21 protein-coding genes are annotated in these 19,825 nt (G+C 68.4%); 8 read left to right on the top strand and 13 right to left on the bottom strand.

All coding sequences use genetic code 11. The annotated features are described in order from the left end of the window. The first annotated feature begins 125 nt into the window (after positions 1-125). A complete protein-coding gene (gene thiE / locus ACXMYJ_RS11355; RefSeq protein ID WP_460356177.1) occupies positions 126-788 on the top strand; it encodes a thiamine phosphate synthase in 663 nt (220 codons plus the stop codon). On the opposite strand, the gene ACXMYJ_RS11350 is transcribed toward thiE, so the two are convergent. Continuing rightward, positions 772-1,263, bottom strand: a complete 492-nt coding sequence (locus ACXMYJ_RS11350; RefSeq protein ID WP_260756719.1) for an NUDIX hydrolase — start codon at positions 1,261-1,263, stop codon at positions 772-774. The genes thiE and ACXMYJ_RS11350 overlap by 17 nt on opposite strands. A 157-nt stretch (positions 1,264-1,420) precedes the next feature. Here ACXMYJ_RS11350 and glnX point away from each other — a divergent pair, with 157 nt between their 5' ends. The 4 genes from glnX (at position 1,421) to ACXMYJ_RS11330 (ending at position 6,783) form a co-directional block, all read left to right on the top strand. Then, positions 1,421-2,740 (top strand): protein kinase G-activating protein GlnX, encoded by a 1,320-nt coding sequence (glnX, locus tag ACXMYJ_RS11345; protein ID WP_260756718.1) that lies wholly within the window; start codon positions 1,421-1,423, stop codon positions 2,738-2,740. Between the two features lie 32 nt (positions 2,741-2,772). Continuing rightward, positions 2,773-3,771, top strand: a complete 999-nt coding sequence (locus tag ACXMYJ_RS11340; protein ID WP_443188592.1) for a glutamate ABC transporter substrate-binding protein — start codon at positions 2,773-2,775, stop codon at positions 3,769-3,771. Continuing rightward, positions 3,771-6,059 carry a serine/threonine-protein kinase PknG gene (locus ACXMYJ_RS11335; protein ID WP_460356172.1) on the top strand — a complete coding sequence of 763 codons (2,289 nt, stop codon included), beginning with the start codon at positions 3,771-3,773 and terminating at the stop codon, positions 6,057-6,059. Before ACXMYJ_RS11340 ends, ACXMYJ_RS11335 begins: the two co-directional genes overlap by 1 nt. 265 nt (positions 6,060-6,324) lie before the next feature. Then, positions 6,325-6,783: an STAS domain-containing protein gene (locus ACXMYJ_RS11330; protein ID WP_260756715.1), complete on the top strand. Its 459-nt coding sequence runs from the start codon at positions 6,325-6,327 to the stop codon at positions 6,781-6,783. Here the strand turns inward: ACXMYJ_RS11330 and ACXMYJ_RS11325 are convergent. From ACXMYJ_RS11325 to fgd, 4 genes are read right to left on the bottom strand one after another with little or no spacing between them, the layout of a single operon-like run. Then, complete coding sequence (locus ACXMYJ_RS11325) at positions 6,703-7,845, bottom strand: acetate kinase (RefSeq protein WP_260756714.1); 1,143 nt, start codon at positions 7,843-7,845, stop codon at positions 6,703-6,705. The two genes, ACXMYJ_RS11330 and ACXMYJ_RS11325, sit on opposite strands and share 81 nt — an antisense overlap. 6 nt (positions 7,846-7,851) lie before the next feature. After that, entirely contained in the window at positions 7,852-9,930 is a 2,079-nt protein-coding gene (gene pta, locus ACXMYJ_RS11320) for a phosphate acetyltransferase (protein WP_260756713.1), read from the bottom strand. A gap of 17 nt (positions 9,931-9,947) precedes the next feature. Continuing rightward, positions 9,948-10,919 carry an endonuclease/exonuclease/phosphatase family protein gene (locus ACXMYJ_RS11315; protein WP_260756712.1) on the bottom strand — a complete coding sequence of 324 codons (972 nt, stop codon included), beginning with the start codon at positions 10,917-10,919 and terminating at the stop codon, positions 9,948-9,950. A gap of 15 nt (positions 10,920-10,934) precedes the next feature. Beyond that, complete coding sequence (gene fgd, locus ACXMYJ_RS11310; RefSeq protein WP_260756711.1) at positions 10,935-11,945, bottom strand: glucose-6-phosphate dehydrogenase (coenzyme-F420); 1,011 nt, start codon at positions 11,943-11,945, stop codon at positions 10,935-10,937. Between the two features lie 23 nt (positions 11,946-11,968). Here fgd and ACXMYJ_RS11305 point away from each other — a divergent pair, with 23 nt between their 5' ends. After that, entirely contained in the window at positions 11,969-12,721 is a 753-nt protein-coding gene (locus ACXMYJ_RS11305; protein WP_460356166.1) for an MBL fold metallo-hydrolase, read from the top strand. Positions 12,722-12,782: 61 nt separating this feature from the next. On the opposite strand, the gene ACXMYJ_RS11300 is transcribed toward ACXMYJ_RS11305, so the two are convergent. The 5 genes from ACXMYJ_RS11300 to ACXMYJ_RS11280 all read right to left on the bottom strand — a co-directional run bounded on the left by ACXMYJ_RS11300 (position 12,783) and on the right by ACXMYJ_RS11280 (position 16,063). Then, on the bottom strand, positions 12,783-14,387 hold the full coding sequence (locus ACXMYJ_RS11300) for an alpha/beta hydrolase fold domain-containing protein (RefSeq protein ID WP_260756708.1): 1,605 nt from the start codon (positions 14,385-14,387) through the stop codon (positions 12,783-12,785). Between the two features lie 124 nt (positions 14,388-14,511). Further along, on the bottom strand, positions 14,512-14,775 hold the full coding sequence (locus tag ACXMYJ_RS11295) for a hypothetical protein (protein ID WP_260757910.1): 264 nt from the start codon (positions 14,773-14,775) through the stop codon (positions 14,512-14,514). Between the two features lie 37 nt (positions 14,776-14,812). Beyond that, complete coding sequence (locus tag ACXMYJ_RS11290; RefSeq protein ID WP_460356164.1) at positions 14,813-15,304, bottom strand: GNAT family N-acetyltransferase; 492 nt, start codon at positions 15,302-15,304, stop codon at positions 14,813-14,815. Further along, positions 15,297-15,734 carry an SRPBCC family protein gene (locus tag ACXMYJ_RS11285; RefSeq protein ID WP_460356162.1) on the bottom strand — a complete coding sequence of 146 codons (438 nt, stop codon included), beginning with the start codon at positions 15,732-15,734 and terminating at the stop codon, positions 15,297-15,299. The genes ACXMYJ_RS11290 and ACXMYJ_RS11285 overlap by 8 nt, the downstream gene beginning before the upstream one ends. Beyond that, entirely contained in the window at positions 15,731-16,063 is a 333-nt protein-coding gene (locus ACXMYJ_RS11280; protein ID WP_260756704.1) for an ArsR/SmtB family transcription factor, read from the bottom strand. The genes ACXMYJ_RS11285 and ACXMYJ_RS11280 overlap by 4 nt, the downstream gene beginning before the upstream one ends. A gap of 87 nt (positions 16,064-16,150) precedes the next feature. Here ACXMYJ_RS11280 and ACXMYJ_RS11275 point away from each other — a divergent pair, with 87 nt between their 5' ends. Both ACXMYJ_RS11275 and ACXMYJ_RS11270 read left to right on the top strand, forming a co-directional pair. Further along, on the top strand, positions 16,151-16,879 hold the full coding sequence (locus ACXMYJ_RS11275) for a DUF899 domain-containing protein (RefSeq protein WP_460356158.1): 729 nt from the start codon (positions 16,151-16,153) through the stop codon (positions 16,877-16,879). A 20-nt stretch (positions 16,880-16,899) separates the two neighbouring features. Then, positions 16,900-17,748, top strand: a complete 849-nt coding sequence (locus ACXMYJ_RS11270) for an SDR family oxidoreductase (RefSeq protein ID WP_460356155.1) — start codon at positions 16,900-16,902, stop codon at positions 17,746-17,748. 49 nt (positions 17,749-17,797) lie between these two features. Here ACXMYJ_RS11270 and ACXMYJ_RS11265 read toward each other — a convergent pair whose 3' ends face one another. The 3 genes from ACXMYJ_RS11265 to ACXMYJ_RS11255 are packed head-to-tail and all read right to left on the bottom strand — an operon-like array spanning position 17,798 to position 19,824. Beyond that, positions 17,798-18,202 carry a hypothetical protein gene (locus ACXMYJ_RS11265; protein WP_260756701.1) on the bottom strand — a complete coding sequence of 135 codons (405 nt, stop codon included), beginning with the start codon at positions 18,200-18,202 and terminating at the stop codon, positions 17,798-17,800. Then, on the bottom strand, positions 18,203-19,414 hold the full coding sequence (locus tag ACXMYJ_RS11260) for an O-succinylhomoserine sulfhydrylase (RefSeq protein ID WP_443188027.1): 1,212 nt from the start codon (positions 19,412-19,414) through the stop codon (positions 18,203-18,205). Further along, positions 19,411-19,824, bottom strand: coding sequence for a rhodanese-like domain-containing protein (locus ACXMYJ_RS11255; protein WP_443188028.1), 414 nt, complete (start codon positions 19,822-19,824; stop codon positions 19,411-19,413). The genes ACXMYJ_RS11260 and ACXMYJ_RS11255 overlap by 4 nt, the downstream gene beginning before the upstream one ends. Position 19,825 lies beyond the last annotated feature (1 nt).

Raw genomic sequence — 19,825 nt, 5'->3', positions numbered from 1 at the left:
CTTCGCCGGCATGACCCGGATCAGGTGTGACGGTAAGAGTCGGCGGACTCACTCTCAGTCCCCGTACCCGGGACTCCCGTGTGGTCGGCTACCAGCCTACGTCGCGCCGGCGCTAGCGTTCGAGTGTGCGTGAACCCCGACTAGCGAGCGCTTCGCTGTACCTGTGCACCGACGCCCGCCGTGATCGCGGCGACCTCGCCGAGTTCGCCGACGCGGCGCTGGCCGGCGGCGTGGACATCATCCAGCTCCGCGACAAGGGGTCGCCGGGCGAGCAGCGGTTCGGGCCGCTGGAGCCGCGCCAGGAGCTCGACGCGCTGCAGGTGCTCGCCGACGCGGCCCGCAGGCACGGGGCGTTGCTCGCGGTCAACGACCGCGCCGACATCGCGCGCGCGGCCGGCGCCGACGTGTTGCACCTCGGTCAGGACGACCTGCCGCTCAGTGTGGCGCGGGAGATCATCGGCGACCGCGTGGTCGGGCGCTCGACGCACGACCTGGACCAGGTGCGGGCCGCGGCGGCCGAAGACGTCGACTACTTCTGCGTCGGGCCGTGCTGGCCGACGCCGACGAAACCGGGCCGACCCGCCCCGGGGCTGGACCTGGTGCGGGCGACCGCCGCGCTGGGCACCGACAAACCGTGGTTCGCGATCGGGGGCATCGACGCCGACCGGCTGCCGGAAGTGCTGGCGGCCGGGGCGCGGCGGGTGGTGGTGGTGCGGGCGATCACCGCGGCCGACGACCCGAAGGCGGCGGCCGAAACGCTGGCCGGACTGCTCAGCGCTGCGGGTTGACCAGCAGCGGGATCGCGGCCGTGACCTCGCGCAGACGCTGCCAGCTCGCGGCGAAGCCGGGATGCAGGGGAAGGTCGGCGACCTCGTCCTCGGCGACCCAGCGCAGCTCCGCGCTCTCCCGGTTGGGGATGGTGTCGAGTTCTTCGGAGGTGTCGGCGATCACCGTGGTGTAGGTCCATCCGGACACCTCGGCGGTGACCACCGTGGTCCGCACGGTCAGTTGCTCCGGAGGCAGCCCGGCCTCTTCGTGCGCCTCCCGCACCGCCGCCTGTTCCGGGGTCTCGTGACTGTCACGGGCACCGCCCGGCAACCCCCACGTGCCGCCCTGGTGGCTCCACGGCGCGCGGTGCTGGAGCAGTACGGCGGCCGACCCGTCCGGGCGGGGCGCCCGCAGGAGCAGCCCGGCGGCGCCGTGCCGGCCCCAGTAGGCATTGCCGGTCGCCGACACCACCCAGCCGTCCCCGTCTCCACGCACGCGTTCAGGATAGGGAACGCGTCCGGATTCTTGACACGTGAATCCCCGCACGCCGACCGATGAGCTCTTAGAATTCCCTCATAGAATTCGCGGTAGCTAGAGTTTGTGGCCGAACGACCACCGGAGAGATCGAGACCAGGATGAGGTCCGCGCAGACGTGACTGTGGAGTTGGCGCACCCCTCGACCGAGCCTCTTGCGTCGCGGTCGCCGACAGCTGCGTCTCATCCGCGGTGGTGGTTCCTGTGGACCACGCCCGGACGCATCCTGACCATCGGGCTGGTGCTCGCCGCGCTGGTCGTCGCGAGCGCGTTCGCGACCTCGACCACGATCAACGACCGCCAGCAGGCCCTGACGACGGTGCTCAACCACACCGAGCCGCTGTCGTTCGCGGCCGGACAGCTCTACACCACGCTGTCGGTCGCCGACGCCGCGGCGGCCACCGCGTTCATCGCCGGCGCCGAGCCGCGGGCGGTGCGGCAACGCTACGAGCAGGCCATCACCGACGCGTCGGTCGCGGTGACACGGGCGTCCAGCGGCCTCACCGAGGAGTCCCTGGTCCAGTTGCTGGGCCGGATCAACGCACGGCTGGCCGTGTACACCGGGCTGGTCGAGACGGCCAGGACCAACAACCGTGCCGGAAATCCCGTCGGCTCGTCCTACCTGTCGGAGGCGTCGGCGCTGATGCAGGAGAAGATCCTGCCCGACGCGCAGCGGCTCTACGAGGAGACCTCGGCGCGGGTGGACGCCGAGACCACCGCGTCGACCCGCATCCCGACGCCGGTGATTCTGGTGGTGGTCGCGACGCTGCTGTTCGGGGTGTTCGCCAACCGGTGGCTGGCCAAGCGGACCCGCCGCCGCGTCAACATCGGTTTCGTCGCCGGCGGGCTGGCGGTGCTGATCATGTTGATGTGGGTCGGCACGGCGCTGGTGATCTCGACCGCCGACAGCCGCAGCGCCAAGGAGACCGCGGCCGAATCGCTGAAGACGGTCACCACGCTCGCGATCACCGCGCAGCAGGCGCGAGCGGACGAGACCCTGTCGCTGATCCGCCGCGGTGACGAGGACCTGCGCAAGCAGTCCTACTACCAGCGCATCGAGGACATGAAGGAGCAGCTGGCGAGGTATCTGGCACGCGACGACTCGATCGACAAGACCGACCTCGCCGATGCCGCCACACTGCTGGACCGGTGGCGTGCGGCCGACGACCGGATCTCGGCCTACATCGCGGTCGGCAACTACCAGGCCGCGACGCAGGTGGCGCTGGGCACCGGCGAGGACGACTCCACGCCGGCGTTCAACAAGCTCGACGAGGCGCTGAGCAAGGGCATCGAGCAGAGCCGCACCCAGCTGCGCAACGAGATCGTCAACGCCCGTCGGGTGCTGTCCGGCGCGACCGTGGGCGCCGCCGCGCTGTCGGTCGTGGCGGCCGTGGCGGTGGCGCTGGGGATCTGGCCGAGATTGAGCGAGTACCGGTGATGAGCGCTTGCGCGAAGAACAGACAGCAGGTGATGAGCGCTTGCGCGAAGAACAGACAGCAGGTGATGAGCGCGAAAGTCCTGGGCGCGGCGCTGGCGGCGGTGCTGCTGCTGGCCGGGTGCGCGCAGACGTCGCCGGTGGTGCCCACGCCGACCGTGATCCTCGCGCCGCCCACCCCGGCCGGTTTCGAGGAGATGCCGCCGGAGCCGGCGAAGCCGCCGGCCCGGGCCGACGACGACTGCGATCCGAGGGAGAGCCTGCGCCCGTTCGACAACGAGAAGGACGCCGAGAAGGCGGTCGCGAACATCAAGGCGCGCGGACGCCTGATCGTCGGTCTGGACATCGGCAGCAACCTGTTCAGCTTCCGCGACCCGATCACCGGTGAGATCACCGGCTTCGACGTCGACATCGCCGGCGAGATCGCCCGCGACATCTTCGGCACGCCGTCGCAGGTGGAGTACCGCATCCTGGCCTCGGCCGACCGCATCGCCGCGCTGCAGAACAACGAGGTGGACGTCGTGGTCAAAACCATGACGATCACGTGCGAGCGCAAGAAGCTGGTGAACTTCTCCACCGGGTACCTGACCGCCAACCAGCGCATTTTGGCGCCGCGGGATTCGAACATCCGCCAGTCGTCGGACCTGTCCGGCAAGCGGGTCTGCGTGGCCAAGGGCACCACGTCGCTGGAACGGATTCAGCAGATCACGCCGCCGCCGATCATCGTCGGGGTGGTGACCTGGGCCGACTGCCTGGTGGCGCTGCAGCAGCGGCAGGTCGACGCGGTCAGCACCGACGATTCGATCCTGGCCGGGCTGGTGTCCCAGGATCCGTACCTGCACATCGTGGGGCCGTCGCTGAACGAGGAGGTCTACGGCATCGGGATCAATCTGGAGAACACCGCACTGGTGCGTTACGTCAACGGCACGCTGCAGCGCATCCGGAGCGACGGCACCTGGAACACGTTGTACCGCAAGTGGTTGACCGTGCTGGGACCCGCTCCCGGGCCCCCTGTCGCGAGGTACACGGACTGATGGCCGAACACGACGACACCACCTTCGACGGCGATCCGGGTACCCAGCCCGCGAACTTCTCGGACCTGGCCGACGACACGATGTCGACGGCGCGGCCGATGGCCACCCAGGCGGTGTTCCGGCCCAACTTCTTCGACGACGACGATGACGACGACGACGCGCAGTTCCACACCGGAGACACCGAGCCGCAGCTGAACACCACGACGGTGACCCGCTACATGTCGCCGACCCGCAGACTGGGCGGCGGGCTGGTCGAGATCCCGCGGGTCCGGGCCCGGGATCCGTTGGCCGCGTTGATGACCGATCCCGTGGTGGCCGAGTCGAAACGTTTCTGCTGGAACTGCGGCCGGCCCGTGGGCCGGTCAACCAAGGATGGCAAGGCCCCTTCCGAAGGCTGGTGCCCGCACTGCGGCAGCGCTTATTCCTTTCTGCCGCAGCTGAATGTCGGCGACATCGTCGCCGACCAGTACGAGATCAAGGGCTGCATCGCCCACGGCGGGCTGGGCTGGGTGTATCTGGCCTTCGACAAGAACGTCAACGACCGCCCGGTGGTGCTCAAGGGACTCGTGCACTCCGGTGACGCCGAGGCGCAGGCGATCGCGATGGCCGAGCGGCAGTTCCTGGCCGAGGTGACCCATCCCGGGATCGTGAAGATCTACAACTTCGTCGAGCACGACGACAAGCACGGCAACCCGGTCGGCTACATCGTTATGGAGTACGTGGGCGGGACGTCGCTCAAACAGGCCACCCACCACCGCAAGACCGAACGGACGCTGCTGCCCGTCGCCGAGGCGATCGGCTTCATGCTCGAAATCCTGCCCGCCCTGGGCTATCTGCACTCGCTGGGCCTGGTGTACAACGACCTCAAACCCGAGAACATCATGGTGACCGAGGACCAGCTCAAGCTGATCGACCTCGGCGCGGTGTCTCGGATCAACTCCTTCGGATACCTGTACGGCACACCGGGTTACCAGGCGCCGGAGATCGTCCGGACCGGCCCGACGGTGGCCACGGACATCTACACGGTGGGTCGCACGCTGGCTGCGCTGACACTGAAGCTGCGCACCCGCAAAGGCCGTTACGTCGACGGACTGCCCGAGGACGATCCGGTGCTGCGCGAGTACGACTCGTTCGGCCGGCTGCTGCGGCGCGCGATCGACCCCGATCCGCGGCGGCGGTTCCAGAGCGCCGAGGAGATGTCCAGCCAGCTGATGGGTGTGCTGCGCGAGGTGGTGGCCAAGGACACCGGGGTGCCCCGGCCCGGTCTGTCGACCACCTTCAGCCCGTCACGCTCGACGTTCGGGGTCGATCTGCTGGTCGCCCACACCGATGTGTACCTCGACGGTCAGGTGCACTCGGAGAAGCTGACCGCCCAGGAGATCGTCCGGGCTCTCCAGGTGCCGCTGGTCGACCCCACCGATGTCGGGGCCACCGTGCTGTCGGCGACGCTGCTGAGCCAACCGGTGCAGACGCTGGACTCGTTGCGCGCCGCCCGACACGGCGCGCTGGACTCCGACGGCATCGACCTGAGCGAGTCGGTGGAGTTGCCGCTCATGGAGGTCCGCGCGCTGTTGGATCTCGGTGACGTCGCCAAGGCCACCCGCAAGCTCGACGAACTCGCCGAGCGGATCGGATGGCGCTGGCGGCTGGTCTGGTTCCGGGCCGTGTCGGAGCTGCTGACCGCCGATTATGACTCCGCCACAAAGCACTTCACCGAAGTGCTGGACACCCTGCCCGGCGAGCTGGCCCCGAAGCTGGCGCTGGCCGCCACCGCCGAACTGGCCGGCACCGCGGACGAGCGCAAGTTCTATGACACCGTGTGGTCCACCGACCACGGGGTGATCTCCGCCGGTTTCGGATTGGCCCGTGCGCAGTCGGCTGCTGGAGACCGGGACGCCGCGGTCCGCACACTCGACGAAGTACCGGCCACCTCAAGACATTTCACCACCGCCCGGTTGACCAGCGCGGTCACGCTGCTGTCCGGTCGGTCCAGCGGTGAGATCACCGAACAGCACATCCGTGACGCCGCGCGCCGGGTGGAGGCGCTGCCCGACACCGAACCCAGGGTGCTGCAGATCCGCGCGCTGGTGCTGGGCACGGCGATGGACTGGCTGGCGGACAACACCGCCAGCACCAACCACATTCTGGGCTTCCCGTTCACCGAGCACGGGTTGCAGCTCGGGGTCGAGGCCTCGTTGCGGAGCCTGGCCCGCGTGGCGCCCACCCAGGCCCACCGGTACGCGTTGGTCGACCTGGCCAACAGCGTGCGCCCGATGTCGACGTTCTGATCCGGCACCGCCCGGCACCGCTCCGGCAACTACGGAATCCGTTGCTGGAGGTCCAGATATTGACGCCTTCGCCGGTTGCCGCGACTCGCCAGGACTGACATATGGCCAAACGTGCTGGTTAACGCACATACATGTGATTCACAACGGCATATGGTCAGCCCACTGATTCCGTAGTATCGTGGCGCCACTACCAGGTGACTTCATCGGCGCAGCTTTGAGACCCAGGGCCTGCCACCTGACTTCGACTTCGTCCAGGGGAGTCCACATGTCCGCACCAGATCCACTGCCGGCCCCCAGCACACAGCGGTTCTTCCGGCCGGATCCCACCTCGTTCGAACTGCGCGAGGAACACCACCGGGCCACGTTCTCCGCCTGCGAACTGCCACCGTCGAGCGTCCTGGTGACGATCCACGGGGAGATCGACGCCGTCAACAGCATGGCGCTCGCGTGCTACGTGGAGAAGCGTCTGGCGGGGGCCCGCAAGCTGATCCTGGACCTGCAGACCGTCGAGTTCTTCGCGGCCTCCGGCTTCGCCGCACTGTCGAACATCAACGTGGTCTGTGCCCGAAGCGGCGTTCGCTGGAGACTGCTCGCGGGAACTCACGTCCGCCGCCTGCTCCGGATCTGCGATCCGCAACGTGAGCTACCCGTCGCCGAGCCCAGCGCCAAGTACTCCCGCACACGCCCGAGCAATCGCCAACTCCTCGTTGGTGGGTATAACTAGCACCGCCGTCGGCGCCCCCTCCGGGCAAATTCGCCTGGCCGTCCGGGCCGGGCTCTCGTTGAGGTGCTCGTCGAGTTCGATGCCGAACGCCGTCAGACCGGAGAGCGCGTCGCGCCGGACCGCCGCGTCGTTCTCGCCGACGCCGGCGGTGAACGTGATGACATCGGCTGAACCCAGTACCGCCAGGTAGGCGCCGATGTACTTGCGCAGCCGGTGGATGTACACCTCGTAGGCCAGTTGCGCTGCGGGGTCACCGGACTCGATCTTGCGGTGCAGTTCCCTGAAGTCGACCTCACCGCCGAGACCGCGCACCCCGGAATGCCTGTTCAGCATCGTCTCGATGTCCTCGACCTTCATCCCGGCCGTGCGCCACAGGTAGAAGATCACGCCGGGATCCACGTCACCGGAGCGGGTTCCCATCACCAGTCCCTCCATCGGGGTCAGCCCCATGGAGGTCTCGACCGGCCTTCCCCCGACGATCGCCGACGCCGATGCGCCGTTGCCGAGGTGCAGCACGATCTGGCTCAGCGAGTCCAGCGGCTCACCGAGGAACTCGGCGGCCCGTTCGCTGACGTACTGGTGCGACGTGCCGTGGAACCCGTAGCGGCGGATGCGCCAGGACTCGGCGACGTCCGCGTCGATCGCGTAGGTGGCCGCCGCAGGCGGCAGGTCGTGAAAGAACGCGGTATCGAACACCGCGACGTGGGGCAGGTCCGGCAGCGCCTTGCGGGCCACCTCGATTCCCAGGATGGCCGGCGGATTGTGCAGCGGCGCAAGGGCGGACAGTTCCTGTAGGCGGGTGATGGTTTGGTCGTCGATGACGGTGGGCTGATAGAGGTCGGGACCGCCGTGCACGACGCGGTGCCCGACCGCGACCAGCCCGAGGTCATCGAGGTGGTGGCCGTCAGAGGCCAGCGACTCGAACACCACCTGCATCGCCGCGGCATGGTCGGTGACCCGCTCGACGATGCCGTCCGCGACGAGCGCACCTGAATCCGGGTCCACCACCGCGTATTTCACCGACGACGAACCGGTGTTGAGCACCAGCACCGAGCGTGTCATCGCCAATCACCCCTGCGCCTGGATCGCGGTGATGGCCACCGTGTTGACGATGTCCTCGACCAGCGCGCCACGGGACAGGTCGTTGACCGGCTTGTTCAAACCCTGCAGCACAGGTCCGATCGCGATGGCGCCCGCGCTGCGCTGCACCGCCTTGTAGGTGTTGTTCCCGGTGTTGAGGTCGGGAAAGATCAACACGGTGGCGTGGCCGGCCACCTTCGAGTCGGGCATCTTGGTCTCGGCCACCGACGGTTCCACCGCGGCGTCGTACTGGATCGGCCCCTCCACCAGTAGCTCGGGCGCCCGCGATCGCACGAGTTCGGTTGCCTTACGTACCTTTTCGACTTCTTCGCCGGCACCTGAGGTGCCGGTCGAGTACGACAGCATCGCCACCTTCGGCTCGATGCCGAACTGTGCGGCGGTACGCGCCGACGAGATCGCGATGTCGGCGAGCTGCTCGGCGGTGGGATCGGGCACGATGGCGCAGTCACCGTAGGCGAGCACCTCGTCGGCCAGGCACATGAGGAAGATGCTCGACACCGTGGAGACATCGGGCCGGGTCTTGATGATCTCGAAGGCCGGGCGCACCGTGTGCGCCGTGGTGTGCCGCGCACCGGACACCATGCCGTCGACGATGTCGTTGTGCACCAGCATCGTGCCGAAATACGACACGTCGTGCATGATCTCGCGGGCCTGCTCCACCGTCACGCCCTTGTGCGCACGGAGCTTCGCATACTGCTCGGCGAACCGGTCACACAGGTCGCTCGTCCGCGGGTCGAGCACGGCCGCGTCCGACAGATCCACGCCGAGTTCGGCTGCCCGGGACCGGATCTGGGCTTCGTCGCCGAGGATGGTGAGGTCGGCGACACTGCGGTCCAGCAGTCTGCCGGCAGCCTTGAGGATGCGGTCGTCGTCGCCCTCGGGCAGCACGATGCGCTTGCGGTCCGCCCGTGCCTGGTCGAGCAACTGATAGGTGAACATCTGCGGGGTGACCACCGACGGGATCGGAAGGGCCAGCTGCGCCAACAGCTCGGCGGTGTCGACGTGGGTCTCCATCAAGGTCAGCGCGGTGTCGATCTTGCGGTGCGACTTCGAAGTGACCCGGCCGCGGGTGGCCGCCACCCGGCTCGCGGTCTCGAAGGTGCCGAATCCGGTCTCGATGATCGGCACCCGCAAGCCCAGTCCCGACACCAGCGATCCGATCGCCGGGTGCAGAGTCAGCCCGCCGTTGAGTATCACCGTCGACAGCGACGGAAAGCCTTCTGCGGCATGCGCGCTGAGCACGGCCAGCACCACGTCGGAGCGGTCCCCCGGCGTGATCACCGCGATGCCCTCGGTGAGTCGTTCCAGCACATGCTCGGCCGTCATACCCGCGACGAGCACGTCGAGCACCTCGCGGTCGAGCAGCGCCGAATCCCCCTGCACCTGGGTGCCATCGACCGCGTCCCGCAGCTCGGCCACCGAAGGGGCCACCAGCAGCGGCTCCTCGGGCAGCACGTAACTGCGCGGCTCGACCGCGGTGAGCGCCTCGGCCACCGCGGTCATCTGCGTCGGCTCACAGCGGTTGGCCACCACCGCGGCGGTGTGGGCGTGTTGCGCGGCGATCTCGTCGATGCAGACCTCGGCCACCTGGACGACCTGCTCGGGGGTGCGGTCCTTGGCCTTGATCGCGAGCACCACCGGCGCACCGAGATTGGCCGCGATGCGCGCATTGGTGGACAGCTCGCTCGGCGCGGCCACGTCGGTGTAGTCGCTGCCGACGATCAGCACCGCGTCGCTGCGGTCCGCGACACGGTGGAACCGGTCCACGATGTCGGCCAGCGCGGCCTCGGGGTCGTCGTGCAGCTGCTGATAGCCCACACCCACGCAGTCCTCGTACGGCAGCTCCGCGGTCGTGTGATCGAGCAGCAACTCCAGGATGTAGTCCCGGTCCTCACCGGTCCTGGTGATCGGCCGGAACACCGCGACCCTCGGCACCGTGGCGGCGAGCCTGTGCAGTATGCCCAGCGCGATGGTCGATTTTCCGGTGTCGCCCTCCGGCGACGCGAGGTAGATCGAGGAGGTTGCTCCCGTCGAGGCGTCAGGCACGGGTCAAAGCCTGCCTGTCAACTGGCTGTCATGTCCACCGGCACCTGCAGGGTGGCCACCAGACCGCGGTGGTCGGCGCCCGGCACGGTCACCGTGGTGGCGCCGACGGTGGAGCAGTTCTTGGTCAGGACGTGATCGATGCCGAGCAGCGGCGGGCGCATTCCGCGGCCGGGATAGGTGCGGACCAGGCCGGCTCCCGCGTCGGCACCGGCGTCGCCGTAGCCCTCGTCCAGAAGGCGGCGGAACGGCGCCATGTCGGAGGTGGCGTTGAAGTCCCCGGCGACGATCACCGCGCCCGCGCCCGCCGTGCGGCCGACATCGCGCAGGGTCTCGGGCAGGCGGGCGATGTCGTCGCGCCACCCGTCGATGGGCGCCGGCCAGGGACCGGGCAGGTGTATCGACAGCACGGTGGCGTCGACACGCACGCCAGGGATCCGGATCCGCGACCCGACCATCGGCATCGTGTAGCCGTCGATGCGGCCGGAGTGCACGATCGGATACCGGCTCCAGATCCCGATGCCGGAGGCGTTGCGGGCCGGCAGGATCACCCGGTACGGAAAGACCCCGTCCATGCCCGCCGCCGACAACCCGTCCGCGGATTGCTGCGTCAACTCCTGCACCGCGACGATGTCGGCGACGTTCCGGGCCAGCGTGGCGAATGCAGCCGGATCGGCTTGCCCGAGATAGAGATTCGCGGTCAGCACGCGCACGTCGACCGCCGCGGTTTCGGGAGCCGCCGAACTCAGGTACCGCGGCACGTACATCCACATCAACGCGACGGTCAGCGCGACCGAGACCAGGGTGAGCAGCCAGCGCCTGCCGACGGCAAGCAACAGCATCGCCGCCGGCGCCGCGAGCGCCAGGTAGGGCGCCGCGGCGGCGACGATCAGCATGGGGTGCCCGGTGATGGGCAGGTAGCGGGCGGCGAGGCCTACCACCGCGGCGGCCAGGGCGCCCACGCCCAGCACCGTCGCAGGAATGCGGATCATGCGCGGTGTCGCTGCTCAGCCGAGCTTGCGCAGCCTCGGTTCCAGGTCGCGCTGGAACAGTTCCAGGAACCGCCTCTGGTCATGCCCGGGCGCATGGAACACCAGATGGTTGAGGCCCCAGTCGACGTAGTCCTTGACCTTGGCGACGGCCTCGTCCGGGTCGGACGCGACGATCCACCGCTTGGCGACCTGCTCGATCGGCAGTGCGTCGGCGGCCTTCTCCATCTCGATCGGATCGTCGATCGAGTGCTTCTGCTCGGCGGTCAACGACAGCGGGGCCCAGAACCGGGTGTTCTCCAGCGCCAGTTCGGGATCGGTGTCATAGGAGATCTTGATCTCGATCATCCGGTCGATGTCGTCGGGGTTCTTGCCGGCCGCCTCGGCGCCTTCCCGCATCGCCGGGATCAGCTTCTCCTTGTAGAGCTCCTCGCCCTTGCCGGAGGTGCAGATGAAGCCGTCGCCGGCGCGGCCGGCGTACTTGGCGACCTGCGGCCCGCCCGCGGCGATGTAGATCGGGATACCGCCCTCGGGCACGTCGTAGATCGAGGCGCCCTTGGTCTTGTAGTACTGGCCCTCGAAATCGACCCGGTCGCCGAGCCACAGTTCGCGCATCAGCTGCACCGCTTCGCGCAGCCGCGCGAAGCGCTCCTTGAAATCCGGCCACTGGCCCTCGTAGCCGGTGGCGATCTCGTTGAGTGCCTCGCCGGTGCCCACTCCGAGGAAGATCCGGTTCGGGTACAGGCACCCCATCGTCGCGAAGGCCTGGGCGATGACCGCCGGGTTGTACCGGAAGGTGGGGGTGAGCACCGACGTGCCCAGCACCAGCCGCTGGGTGCGCTCCCCCACCGCGGTCATCCACGCCAGCGAGAACGGGGCGTGCCCGCCCTTGTGCCGCCACGGCTGGAAGTGATCGCTGACCGTCGCGCTGTCCATGCCGTACTCCTCGGCCGCGACACCGAGTTCGACCAGTTCCCGCGGGGCGAACTGCTCCGCCGACGCCTTGTAGCCCAGTTTCAGTTCAGCCATAACTATGTTTCTACACTCGCCTGATGGCACCGGTACTGACGGCCGTCACCGACCGCGTCCACTTCGCCCAGACCGACCTGGTGAACTGGACCCTGGTCACCGTAGGTTCGGGCTCCCGGGAGGGCGTGGTGCTGATCGACGCCGGATTTCCGGGCAGCCGTCAGGATGTGCTGGATTCACTGGGACAGCTGGGGTTCGGGCCGGCCGACGTCCGCGCGATTCTGTTGACCCACGCGCACATCGACCATCTCGGGTCGGCGATCTGGTTCGCCCGGGAGCACGGCACCCCGGTGTACTGCCACGCCGACGAGGTCGGCCACTCCAAACGCGAGTATCTCGAGCAGGCCTCACCGCTGGCTGTCGCCGCGCAGGCGTGGCGGCCCAGGTGGCTGGCCTGGTCGGTGGCGATCATCCGCAAGGGCGGACTCGACCACTCCGGCATCCCCACCACCGCCACGCTGACCGAGGACGTCGCGGCGGGGCTGCCCGGCGCCCCCCGGTGCGTCCCGACTCCCGGGCACACCGGCGGGCACTGCTCCTACCTGGTCGACGGCGTGCTGATCAGCGGGGACGCCCTGGTGACCGGTCACCCGGTGTCCACGCGGCAGGGCCCGCAGCTGCTGCCGTTGGTGTTCAACCACGACGAGGACGCGTGCCGGCGCAGCCTCGAGGCGCTCGGCATGCTCGACACCGAGGTGCTGCTGCCCGGGCACGGGCCGGTGTGGCGGGGACGGGTCAGGGATGCGGTGAAGCAGGCGGCCACGGCGCAGCCGTGAATTCAGGAGCACGGCGAGCCGTGAATTGAGGACCACGGCGAGCCGTGAATTGAGGCAAGCGTCAGAGCAGTCCGAGCTGCCGATAGATGTCCGGGAGTAGGGCCTGCGCTTCGGGAAGCCAGAAGATTCCGGCCCAGGCGTGGAGTTGATCCTTCCGCAAGACGAACGTGACATCCGATCCCTTCGTCGCGATCGCCTTGTCCTGCAGGACCAGGACGTCCGGGGCGAGCAGATCGAGACTTCCGGAGTAGATCGCGGTCGGCGGCAGGCCCGCCAGCGATCCGTACAACGGGCTCACCAACGGGTCTGTCAGCTCCAGGTCCCCGGCCCACTGCTGGGCTCTGCGCACGGTGGTCGACGTCAGAATCGGATCGTCGACGAACTGGATCGCCGGGTTGCTCACCGTCAGATCCAGTGCGGGCGAGGACAGCACCATGTGCGACGGGACCTGATCGCCGCGACGCACCAGTTCCTGTACTGCGGTCAGAGCGATGCCGCCTCCCGCGGATGTACCTGTGACGCTGACGTTTCGGGCGCCGTGTTGCTCGATCTCGTTCGAGATGAGGTCGGCGATGACGGGGACGACTGTGCGCGCGGTGCCGCCCGGCGCCAACGGGTAGAGGGGCATCAGGACTGTCGCGCCGGTGTCGCGGGCCCACGAGGCGTACTGGAGCCATTCGAAGACAGTGGGTTTGACGACGTAGGCGCCGCCGTGCACGGCGACCACATACTTGCCGGACGGTCGTGGCGGACCCAGGGCGACTACCGGCATCCCGTCGAACTCGCTGCGCCGAACCTTCACGCCGATCGTGGTGAACCACGGTGGCGACTCGCTGGCGATCAGCGGCCCGATGTCGGTGACGAACTCCAGTCCCAGAACGCCGGTGACCGCACGGATCGCCCGGAACACGGCCGTGGTGACCTTCGATGCCGCCGAGGGTTCCCCTGTGAACGACGCCGGTACAGCAGGGGCGGTCTTTCCATCCGCATCCTGCTCGATCTCGGTGGTCGTCCGGCTGAACTGCAGGTGCTGCCTGCTTGACATCTGCTCGGTGTCGCGGCCGACCGAGGTCACCAGTGTCAGCAGCGCCGGATGGGTGCCGGCCGGGTTGGGCGTGTCGTCTGTCGCACGATTGACCGGTGTCCGGTCGGCCGGCACTGCGGTCGGCATCGAGACGACCCGCCGTGAGGTCGGCGGGCCCGACCGATTTTCGTGGTCGTCACTCGATCCGGTGGTGGCATGGCGGATGCTCCGGATCACTTCCGGTGGCGGCTCTGTCGGATGGTCCGCTCTCGGTGAGCGCGGCGGCGGGCCGTCGCCGTCTTCGTCGACCTCGTCGGCGTCTTCCTCGCCGTCACCGCCGGGGTCCGCGCCCCGTTCGGTCCCGGCGTCCCCGAGGCCGGCATCCTGGCCCACGGTTTCGTCGTGGCCCACGGTTTCATCGTCGGCTCGGTCGACGCGGGCGGGCCCGGCGTCTTTCCGTTCGACGTCCTCTCGTGTGAGCGACGAGTCCGAGGACGATGGACACGACGCGTCGTCGCTCTCCGCCCAGGCAATCCCGCAGCCCAGACCGGTCGTCACTCCGGCACCGATGCCGAGGGCGACCACCCACCCGCCGATCCGGCCGAGCTGATCGGTGCGGCCTGGATGATGTCTGCTCGCCATCACGCACCTCTTCCGGCTTGCGCACATTGACGAGTGGAATCCTCGTGCCTCTGCGCTCGAACGGACTCGGTAGTCGGCTACTGAAACTGCGCACCGACCGCTGTTCGACCTCCCTACGACTGCATCAGGCCAGGCTGTCGTAGCCGAGCAGGAACAGCGCGGTCAGGGCCAGGCCGCACGCGACGACGATCGCCGGCATCAGGATCATCGTGTCGAGTTCGTCGTCGTCGAGGACGTCGGACTCGAAGCGCCCGAACAGCACCCGGGCGATCCCGGTCCTGCGGAAAATCTTCACCAGCAGTCGCACCGGCTTGCTGTCACGCCGGCGGCCGACGAGCAGGCGAGATACCCCGCCGATCGCGAACGTCAGTGCGGCAGCGGCCAACATCAGCCAGCCCACGGTCGCCTGCGACACACCGGCCAGCCTATAGCGCAAGCACCTTCAAGAACGCGATCGGATAGACCTCGCCCTCGGCCGGCAACGGTTCGGACAGCCGCCGGTACCCCATCGACACGTACAACGCCTCCGCCTCGGGCTGCCGGTCTCCGGTCGTCAGATAGATGCGCGAATAGCCTCGCGCGGCGATGTCGTCCTCGAGTCGCGAGACCAGCGCGCGGCCGTACCCGCGGCGCCGGTGGGCGCTGTCGGTCCAGATGCGCTTGAGTTCGGCGGTGGCTTCGTCGAAGCGGCGGAACGCCCCGCCGGTGACCGGTCGCCCGTCGAGCACGCCTATCAGCAGACCACCGTCAGGGCCGACGAACTCGTCGGCGGGGTAGCCGCGCAGCCAGGCGTGGACCCGGTCGCGTTCGCCGCCGTAGCGGTCGGCGTATTCGACAGCGAGCTCGTCGATCAGCGGTGCGGCGAGCGGATCGTCCTGGCCCACCGCCACGAACCGCAGTGCGGCCCCTTCACCCACGCGCCAGCACCGCCGCGAGTTGCTCGACGGTCAGCGCCCACCCGGCGTCGTGGTCGGAGAACGCCTCCGGCGGCAGCAGCGAATGCTCGACGGACATCAGTGTCGCGCCGTCGCCGTGCGGCTCGAACGCGACATCGACGATGCTCGTCGCCGTCGGATCCGCCCAGCCGGAGTGAGGCCACGTGAAGCGCAGCCGGTTCGGCCGGTCGATCTCGAGGAACTGCCCGGTGATCAGCACCGACCGTCCGGAGTCGTCGACGTCGAACCGCACCCGGCCACCGACGTGCGGTTCGACGGTCACGGCCACGCACCGGGACGGGCGCGGGCACATCCAGTCCACAAGGGCCACCGGATCCAGCCACTCGTCGAAGACGACCTCGGGCTCCGCGGGCATGACGCGGCGCACCCGGACTACCGGAGCTTCGGTCACCGGCGGTCCTGCTTTCTGCGCAGGCGTTCTGACAGCGCCTCGGCGCGGGCCGACCAGAATTCGGTCTGTTCGTCCATCCACCGCTGGGCCGCCGACAGTCCGTCGGGCTTCAATGAGAGCCAGTGCTCGCGGCCGCGCACCTCGCGCCGCACCAGACCGGCGGCCTCGAGCACCCCGACGTGGCGCGACACCCCGGCGAACGTCATCGGCAGCGGCGCAGCCAGGTCGCTGATCCGCGCGTCGCCGTCGCGTAGCGCTTCCAGCAGCCGTCGGCGCGTGGGATCGGCGAGGGCCGCGTAGGTCCGGTCCAGCACCGGATCTTCAACCATTCTGTTGACTATAGCCGGGGCGCGTGGTCTGCTGGATGTCCGGATCGTTCAACCAATCTGTTGAATGTTGGTCGGAAGGAGGGCGTCATGGGACTCCCGCGGATCGTGTCGGCGCAGGACTGGGATTCGGCGCTGGCCGAGATGCTGGTCAAGGAGAAGGAGATGACGCGGGCGCGGGACGCGCTCGCCGCGCTGCGGCGCCGGATGCCGTGGACCCCGGTGGACAATGAGTACCGCTTCGAAGGACCGGACGGCACCGTCACCCTGCCGGACCTGTTTGCCGGCCGTAGACAGCTGATCGTCTACCGGGCCTTCATGGATCCCGGCCCCGACGACTGGCCCGAACACGGTTGCGTCGGCTGCTCATTGATGGCCGATCACATCGGCAACCTCGCCCACCTCAACGCGCGGGACACCACCCTGGTGTACGTCTCCCGGGGCCCGCAATCGGACATCACCCGGATGAAGGCCCGGATGGGATGGGACATCCCTTGGTACACAATGCTTCCCGATGACACACGTGCGTTCGACGTCGACTTCGGTGTCGACCAGTGGCACGGCACCAACGCGTTCATCCGCTGGCCCGACGACGCCGGCGACCGGGTGTACCGCACCTACTTCGTCAACGGCCGCGGCGACGAGGCCTTCGTCAACACCTGGAACTTCCGCGACATCACCGCCCTCGGGCGGCAGGAGAACTGGGAGGATTCGCCGCCCGGACACCCGCAGTCGGCGCCCTATCGGTGGTGGCGTTGGCACGACGCGTACGGCCCCGGGCCCAGCGACCTGCCGAGGGCTCTTCCCAGAGAAAGTTGACACATGTAAAGTTCGCGCGCATGGACAACATCCGGGGTAAGACCATCGCGATCACCGGAGCGGCCCGCGGTATCGGATACGCGACCGCCGAAACCCTCCTCAAGCGGGGTGCGCGCGTCGTCATCGGCGACCGCGACGTCGCTCTACAGGAGTCGTCGGTGGCCAGGCTGGGCAACCTCGGGCCGGTGTCGGGCTATCCGCTCGACGTCACCGACCGGGAGTCGTTCTCGACCTTCCTCGACAAGGCCCGCACCGACGGCGGTGGCCACCTCGACGTGCTCATCAACAACGCCGGCGTGATGCCGATCGGCCCCTTCCTGGAGCAGTCCGAGCAGGCCGTGCGTTCGTCCATCGAGGTCAACCTGTACGGGGTGATCACCGGCTGCCAGCTCGCGCTGCCGGACATGATCGCCCGTGGGCGGGGCCACATCATCAACATCGCGTCGCTGTCCGGGCTGATCCCGGTCCCCGGGCAGGTGGTCTACGTAGGCGCGAAGTTCGGCGTCGTCGGGTTGTCCGCCGCCCTGGCCGACGAGGTGGCACCGCACGGGGTGCATGTGTCGGTGGTGATGCCGCCGTTCACCAAGACCGAATTGATTTCGGGCACAAAGGAAACCGCTGCCGTCAAGCCGGTGGAGCCGGCAGAAATCGCCGCGGCCGTGGCCAAGACGCTCGACAAGCCCAAGACCCATGTGTCGGTGCCGCCGTTCCTGCGCTTCACCGCACAGGCGGCGCAGATGCTCGGGCCGCGGGGACGCCGCTGGATGAACAACAAGCTGGGCCTGGACAGCGTGTTCCTGGAGTTCGACACCGCCGAGCGACAGGGCTATGAGCAGCGGGCACGGTCCGCGCAAGGTCTAGCCGAATGACGATCAAGCGGCGAGGCACGAGCCGCGATGAGGAATTCGGCAATCAGATCTAGCCGAAGACCGGTAGGGGTGCGCCCATCCTGTAGGCCTCGATCGTGTCGAGGTGCTCGAACAGCTCGTCGAGGTTGAACTGGTAATCCTCGGCCGTCCCGACAAACACCACGTGCGCGATCTGGCCGCCGTCGTCGGGGGTGAGCAGCACCACCGTCACGTTGACGGCCTCGTTCTCGTCTGGGACCTCGGCTTCGGAGGCCGGCCAGTACCAGGCGGCGCCGGTGTCATCCTCGACGTCGAGCGAGAACTCCCAGCCGCGCTCGGTCAGCTTGGCATCGAATTCCTCAAGGTCCGAGGCGATCTCGAGTTCGTCGGCGACCCGCGCCGGAAGCCAGGTCTGGTCCCGGACGGCCTGACGTTTCCTGCGTCGGGCCTTCTTCGCATCCGACCGTCTGGACAATTACCCGAGCGCCCGGTCCAGGTCGGCGATGAGGTCCTCGGTGCCTTCCAGCCCGACCGAGATCCGCACCACGCCGTCGCCGAGGCCGATCGCCGCCCGCCCCTCCGGCCCCATGGCCCGGTGCGTCGTCGTGGCTGGGTGGGTGATCAACGACTTGGCGTCGCCGAGGTTGTTGGAGATGTCGATGATGTGTAGCTTGTCGAGCACCTCGAAGGCCCGCTCCTTGCTGCCGCCCACCAGCTCGAAGGTAATCACCGTTCCGCCGCCGGACATCTGACGCTTGGCCAGGTCGTACTGCGGGTGCGATTCCAGGAACGGGTACTTCACCCAGCTGACCGCCGCATGCTGCTCGAGGAACTCGGCGATGCGGTGGGCCGACGCATTCTGGTGCTGCACCCGCAGGGACAGCGTCTCCAGCCCCTTGAGCAGGGTCCAGGCGTTGAACGGGCTCAGCGCCGGGCCCGTGTGACGCATCAGCTTCTGCACCGGCCCGTCGATGTACTCGGCGTCGCCGAGGATCGCCCCGCCCAGCACACGGCCCTGGCCGTCGATGTGCTTGGTGCCCGAGTACACGACGACATCGGCACCCAACGGCATGCCCCGTTGCAGCACCGGGGTGGCGAAGACGTTGTCCAACACCACCTTCGCGCCTGCAGCGTGCGCAAGATCGCACACCGCGGCGATGTCGACCAGCGACTGCATCGGGTTTGACGGCGTCTCGAAGAACACCGCCTGGGTCGGGACGGACAACGCCCGTTCCCACTGCTCGAGGTCATCGCCGTCGACGAACACCGTCTCGACGCCCCACCGCGGCAGGATCTCGTTGCACACCACGAAACACGAACCGAACAGGCTGCGTGCGGCCACCAGCCGGTCGCCGGCGCCCAGCAGCGCCCCCAGCGCGGTGAACACCGCCGACATACCGGTCGCCGTCGCGAAGCACGCCGGGGCACCCTCGAGCAGCCGCAGCCGCTCCTCGAACATCGCGATCGTCGGATTGCCGTAGCGCGAGTACACGAAGCGGTCGATCTCGCCGGTGAACGCCTTCTCCGCGGCGGCGGCCGACTCGTAGACGTAGCCCGAAGTCAGGTACAGCGCCTCGGCGGTCTCCTCGAAGCCCGACCGCAGCAGCCCGCCGCGCACCCCGATGGTGTCCAGGCTGACCCCCTCGGGAAGCGGAGCGGGGATCCGGACGGATTCGCCGTCGCTCATGACTGGGCCCACGGCAGCCCGACAGCCTTCCAGCCGGTGGCGCCGCGGTGCTTGTGCTCGTCGAGGTTGCCCTCGAAACCGTCCAGGATGTTGTAGGACGGGCCGATGCCGGCCTCGGTGGCAGCTTCTGCGGCCCCGATGGAGCGGTTGCCGGAGCGGCACAGGAACAGCACGGGACGCTGGCCCGGGGTGAGGCCCGCCGAGACCAGGTCGTCGACGAAACCGTCGTTGCGGGTGCCGTCCGTGCGATTCCACTCGATGTAGATCACGTCGCGCTGCAGCGAAGACAGATCGGGCACCCCGACGAATCGCCACTCGGCGTCGGTGCGGACGTCGACCAGCACCGCATCGGGGTTCTCGCTCAGCAGCGACCATGCCTGTTCAGGCGTGATGTCTCCGGCATAGCTCACG

The organism is Mycobacterium sp. ZZG (genome assembly GCF_054786995.1).
Note: the sequence above shows the minus strand (reverse complement) of the source record. Positions and strands in the feature narration are given on the sequence as shown.

What these genes read in the sequence shown, in the direction of transcription:
- ACXMYJ_RS11340 (WP_443188592.1), top strand. Translation starts at nt 2,773, where the DNA reads ATGAGCGCTTGCGCGAAGAACAGACAGCAGGTGATGAGCGCGAAAGTC.
- ACXMYJ_RS11335 (WP_460356172.1), top strand. Translation starts at nt 3,771, where the DNA reads ATGGCCGAACACGACGACACCACCTTCGACGGCGATCCGGGTACCCAG.
- ACXMYJ_RS11330 (WP_260756715.1), top strand. Translation starts at nt 6,325, where the DNA reads ATGTCCGCACCAGATCCACTGCCGGCCCCCAGCACACAGCGGTTCTTC.
- ACXMYJ_RS11325 (WP_260756714.1), bottom strand. Translation starts at nt 7,845, where the DNA reads ATGACACGCTCGGTGCTGGTGCTCAACACCGGTTCGTCGTCGGTGAAA.
- ACXMYJ_RS11315 (WP_260756712.1), bottom strand. Translation starts at nt 10,919, where the DNA reads ATGATCCGCATTCCTGCGACGGTGCTGGGCGTGGGCGCCCTGGCCGCC.
- fgd (WP_260756711.1), bottom strand. Translation starts at nt 11,945, where the DNA reads ATGGCTGAACTGAAACTGGGCTACAAGGCGTCGGCGGAGCAGTTCGCC.
- ACXMYJ_RS11305 (WP_460356166.1), top strand. Translation starts at nt 11,969, where the DNA reads ATGGCACCGGTACTGACGGCCGTCACCGACCGCGTCCACTTCGCCCAG.
- ACXMYJ_RS11300 (WP_260756708.1), bottom strand. Translation starts at nt 14,387, where the DNA reads ATGGCGAGCAGACATCATCCAGGCCGCACCGATCAGCTCGGCCGGATC.
- ACXMYJ_RS11295 (WP_260757910.1), bottom strand. Translation starts at nt 14,775, where the DNA reads ATGTTGGCCGCTGCCGCACTGACGTTCGCGATCGGCGGGGTATCTCGC.
- ACXMYJ_RS11280 (WP_260756704.1), bottom strand. Translation starts at nt 16,063, where the DNA reads ATGGTTGAAGATCCGGTGCTGGACCGGACCTACGCGGCCCTCGCCGAT.
- ACXMYJ_RS11275 (WP_460356158.1), top strand. Translation starts at nt 16,151, where the DNA reads ATGGGACTCCCGCGGATCGTGTCGGCGCAGGACTGGGATTCGGCGCTG.
- ACXMYJ_RS11270 (WP_460356155.1), top strand. Translation starts at nt 16,900, where the DNA reads ATGGACAACATCCGGGGTAAGACCATCGCGATCACCGGAGCGGCCCGC.
- ACXMYJ_RS11260 (WP_443188027.1), bottom strand. Translation starts at nt 19,414, where the DNA reads ATGAGCGACGGCGAATCCGTCCGGATCCCCGCTCCGCTTCCCGAGGGG.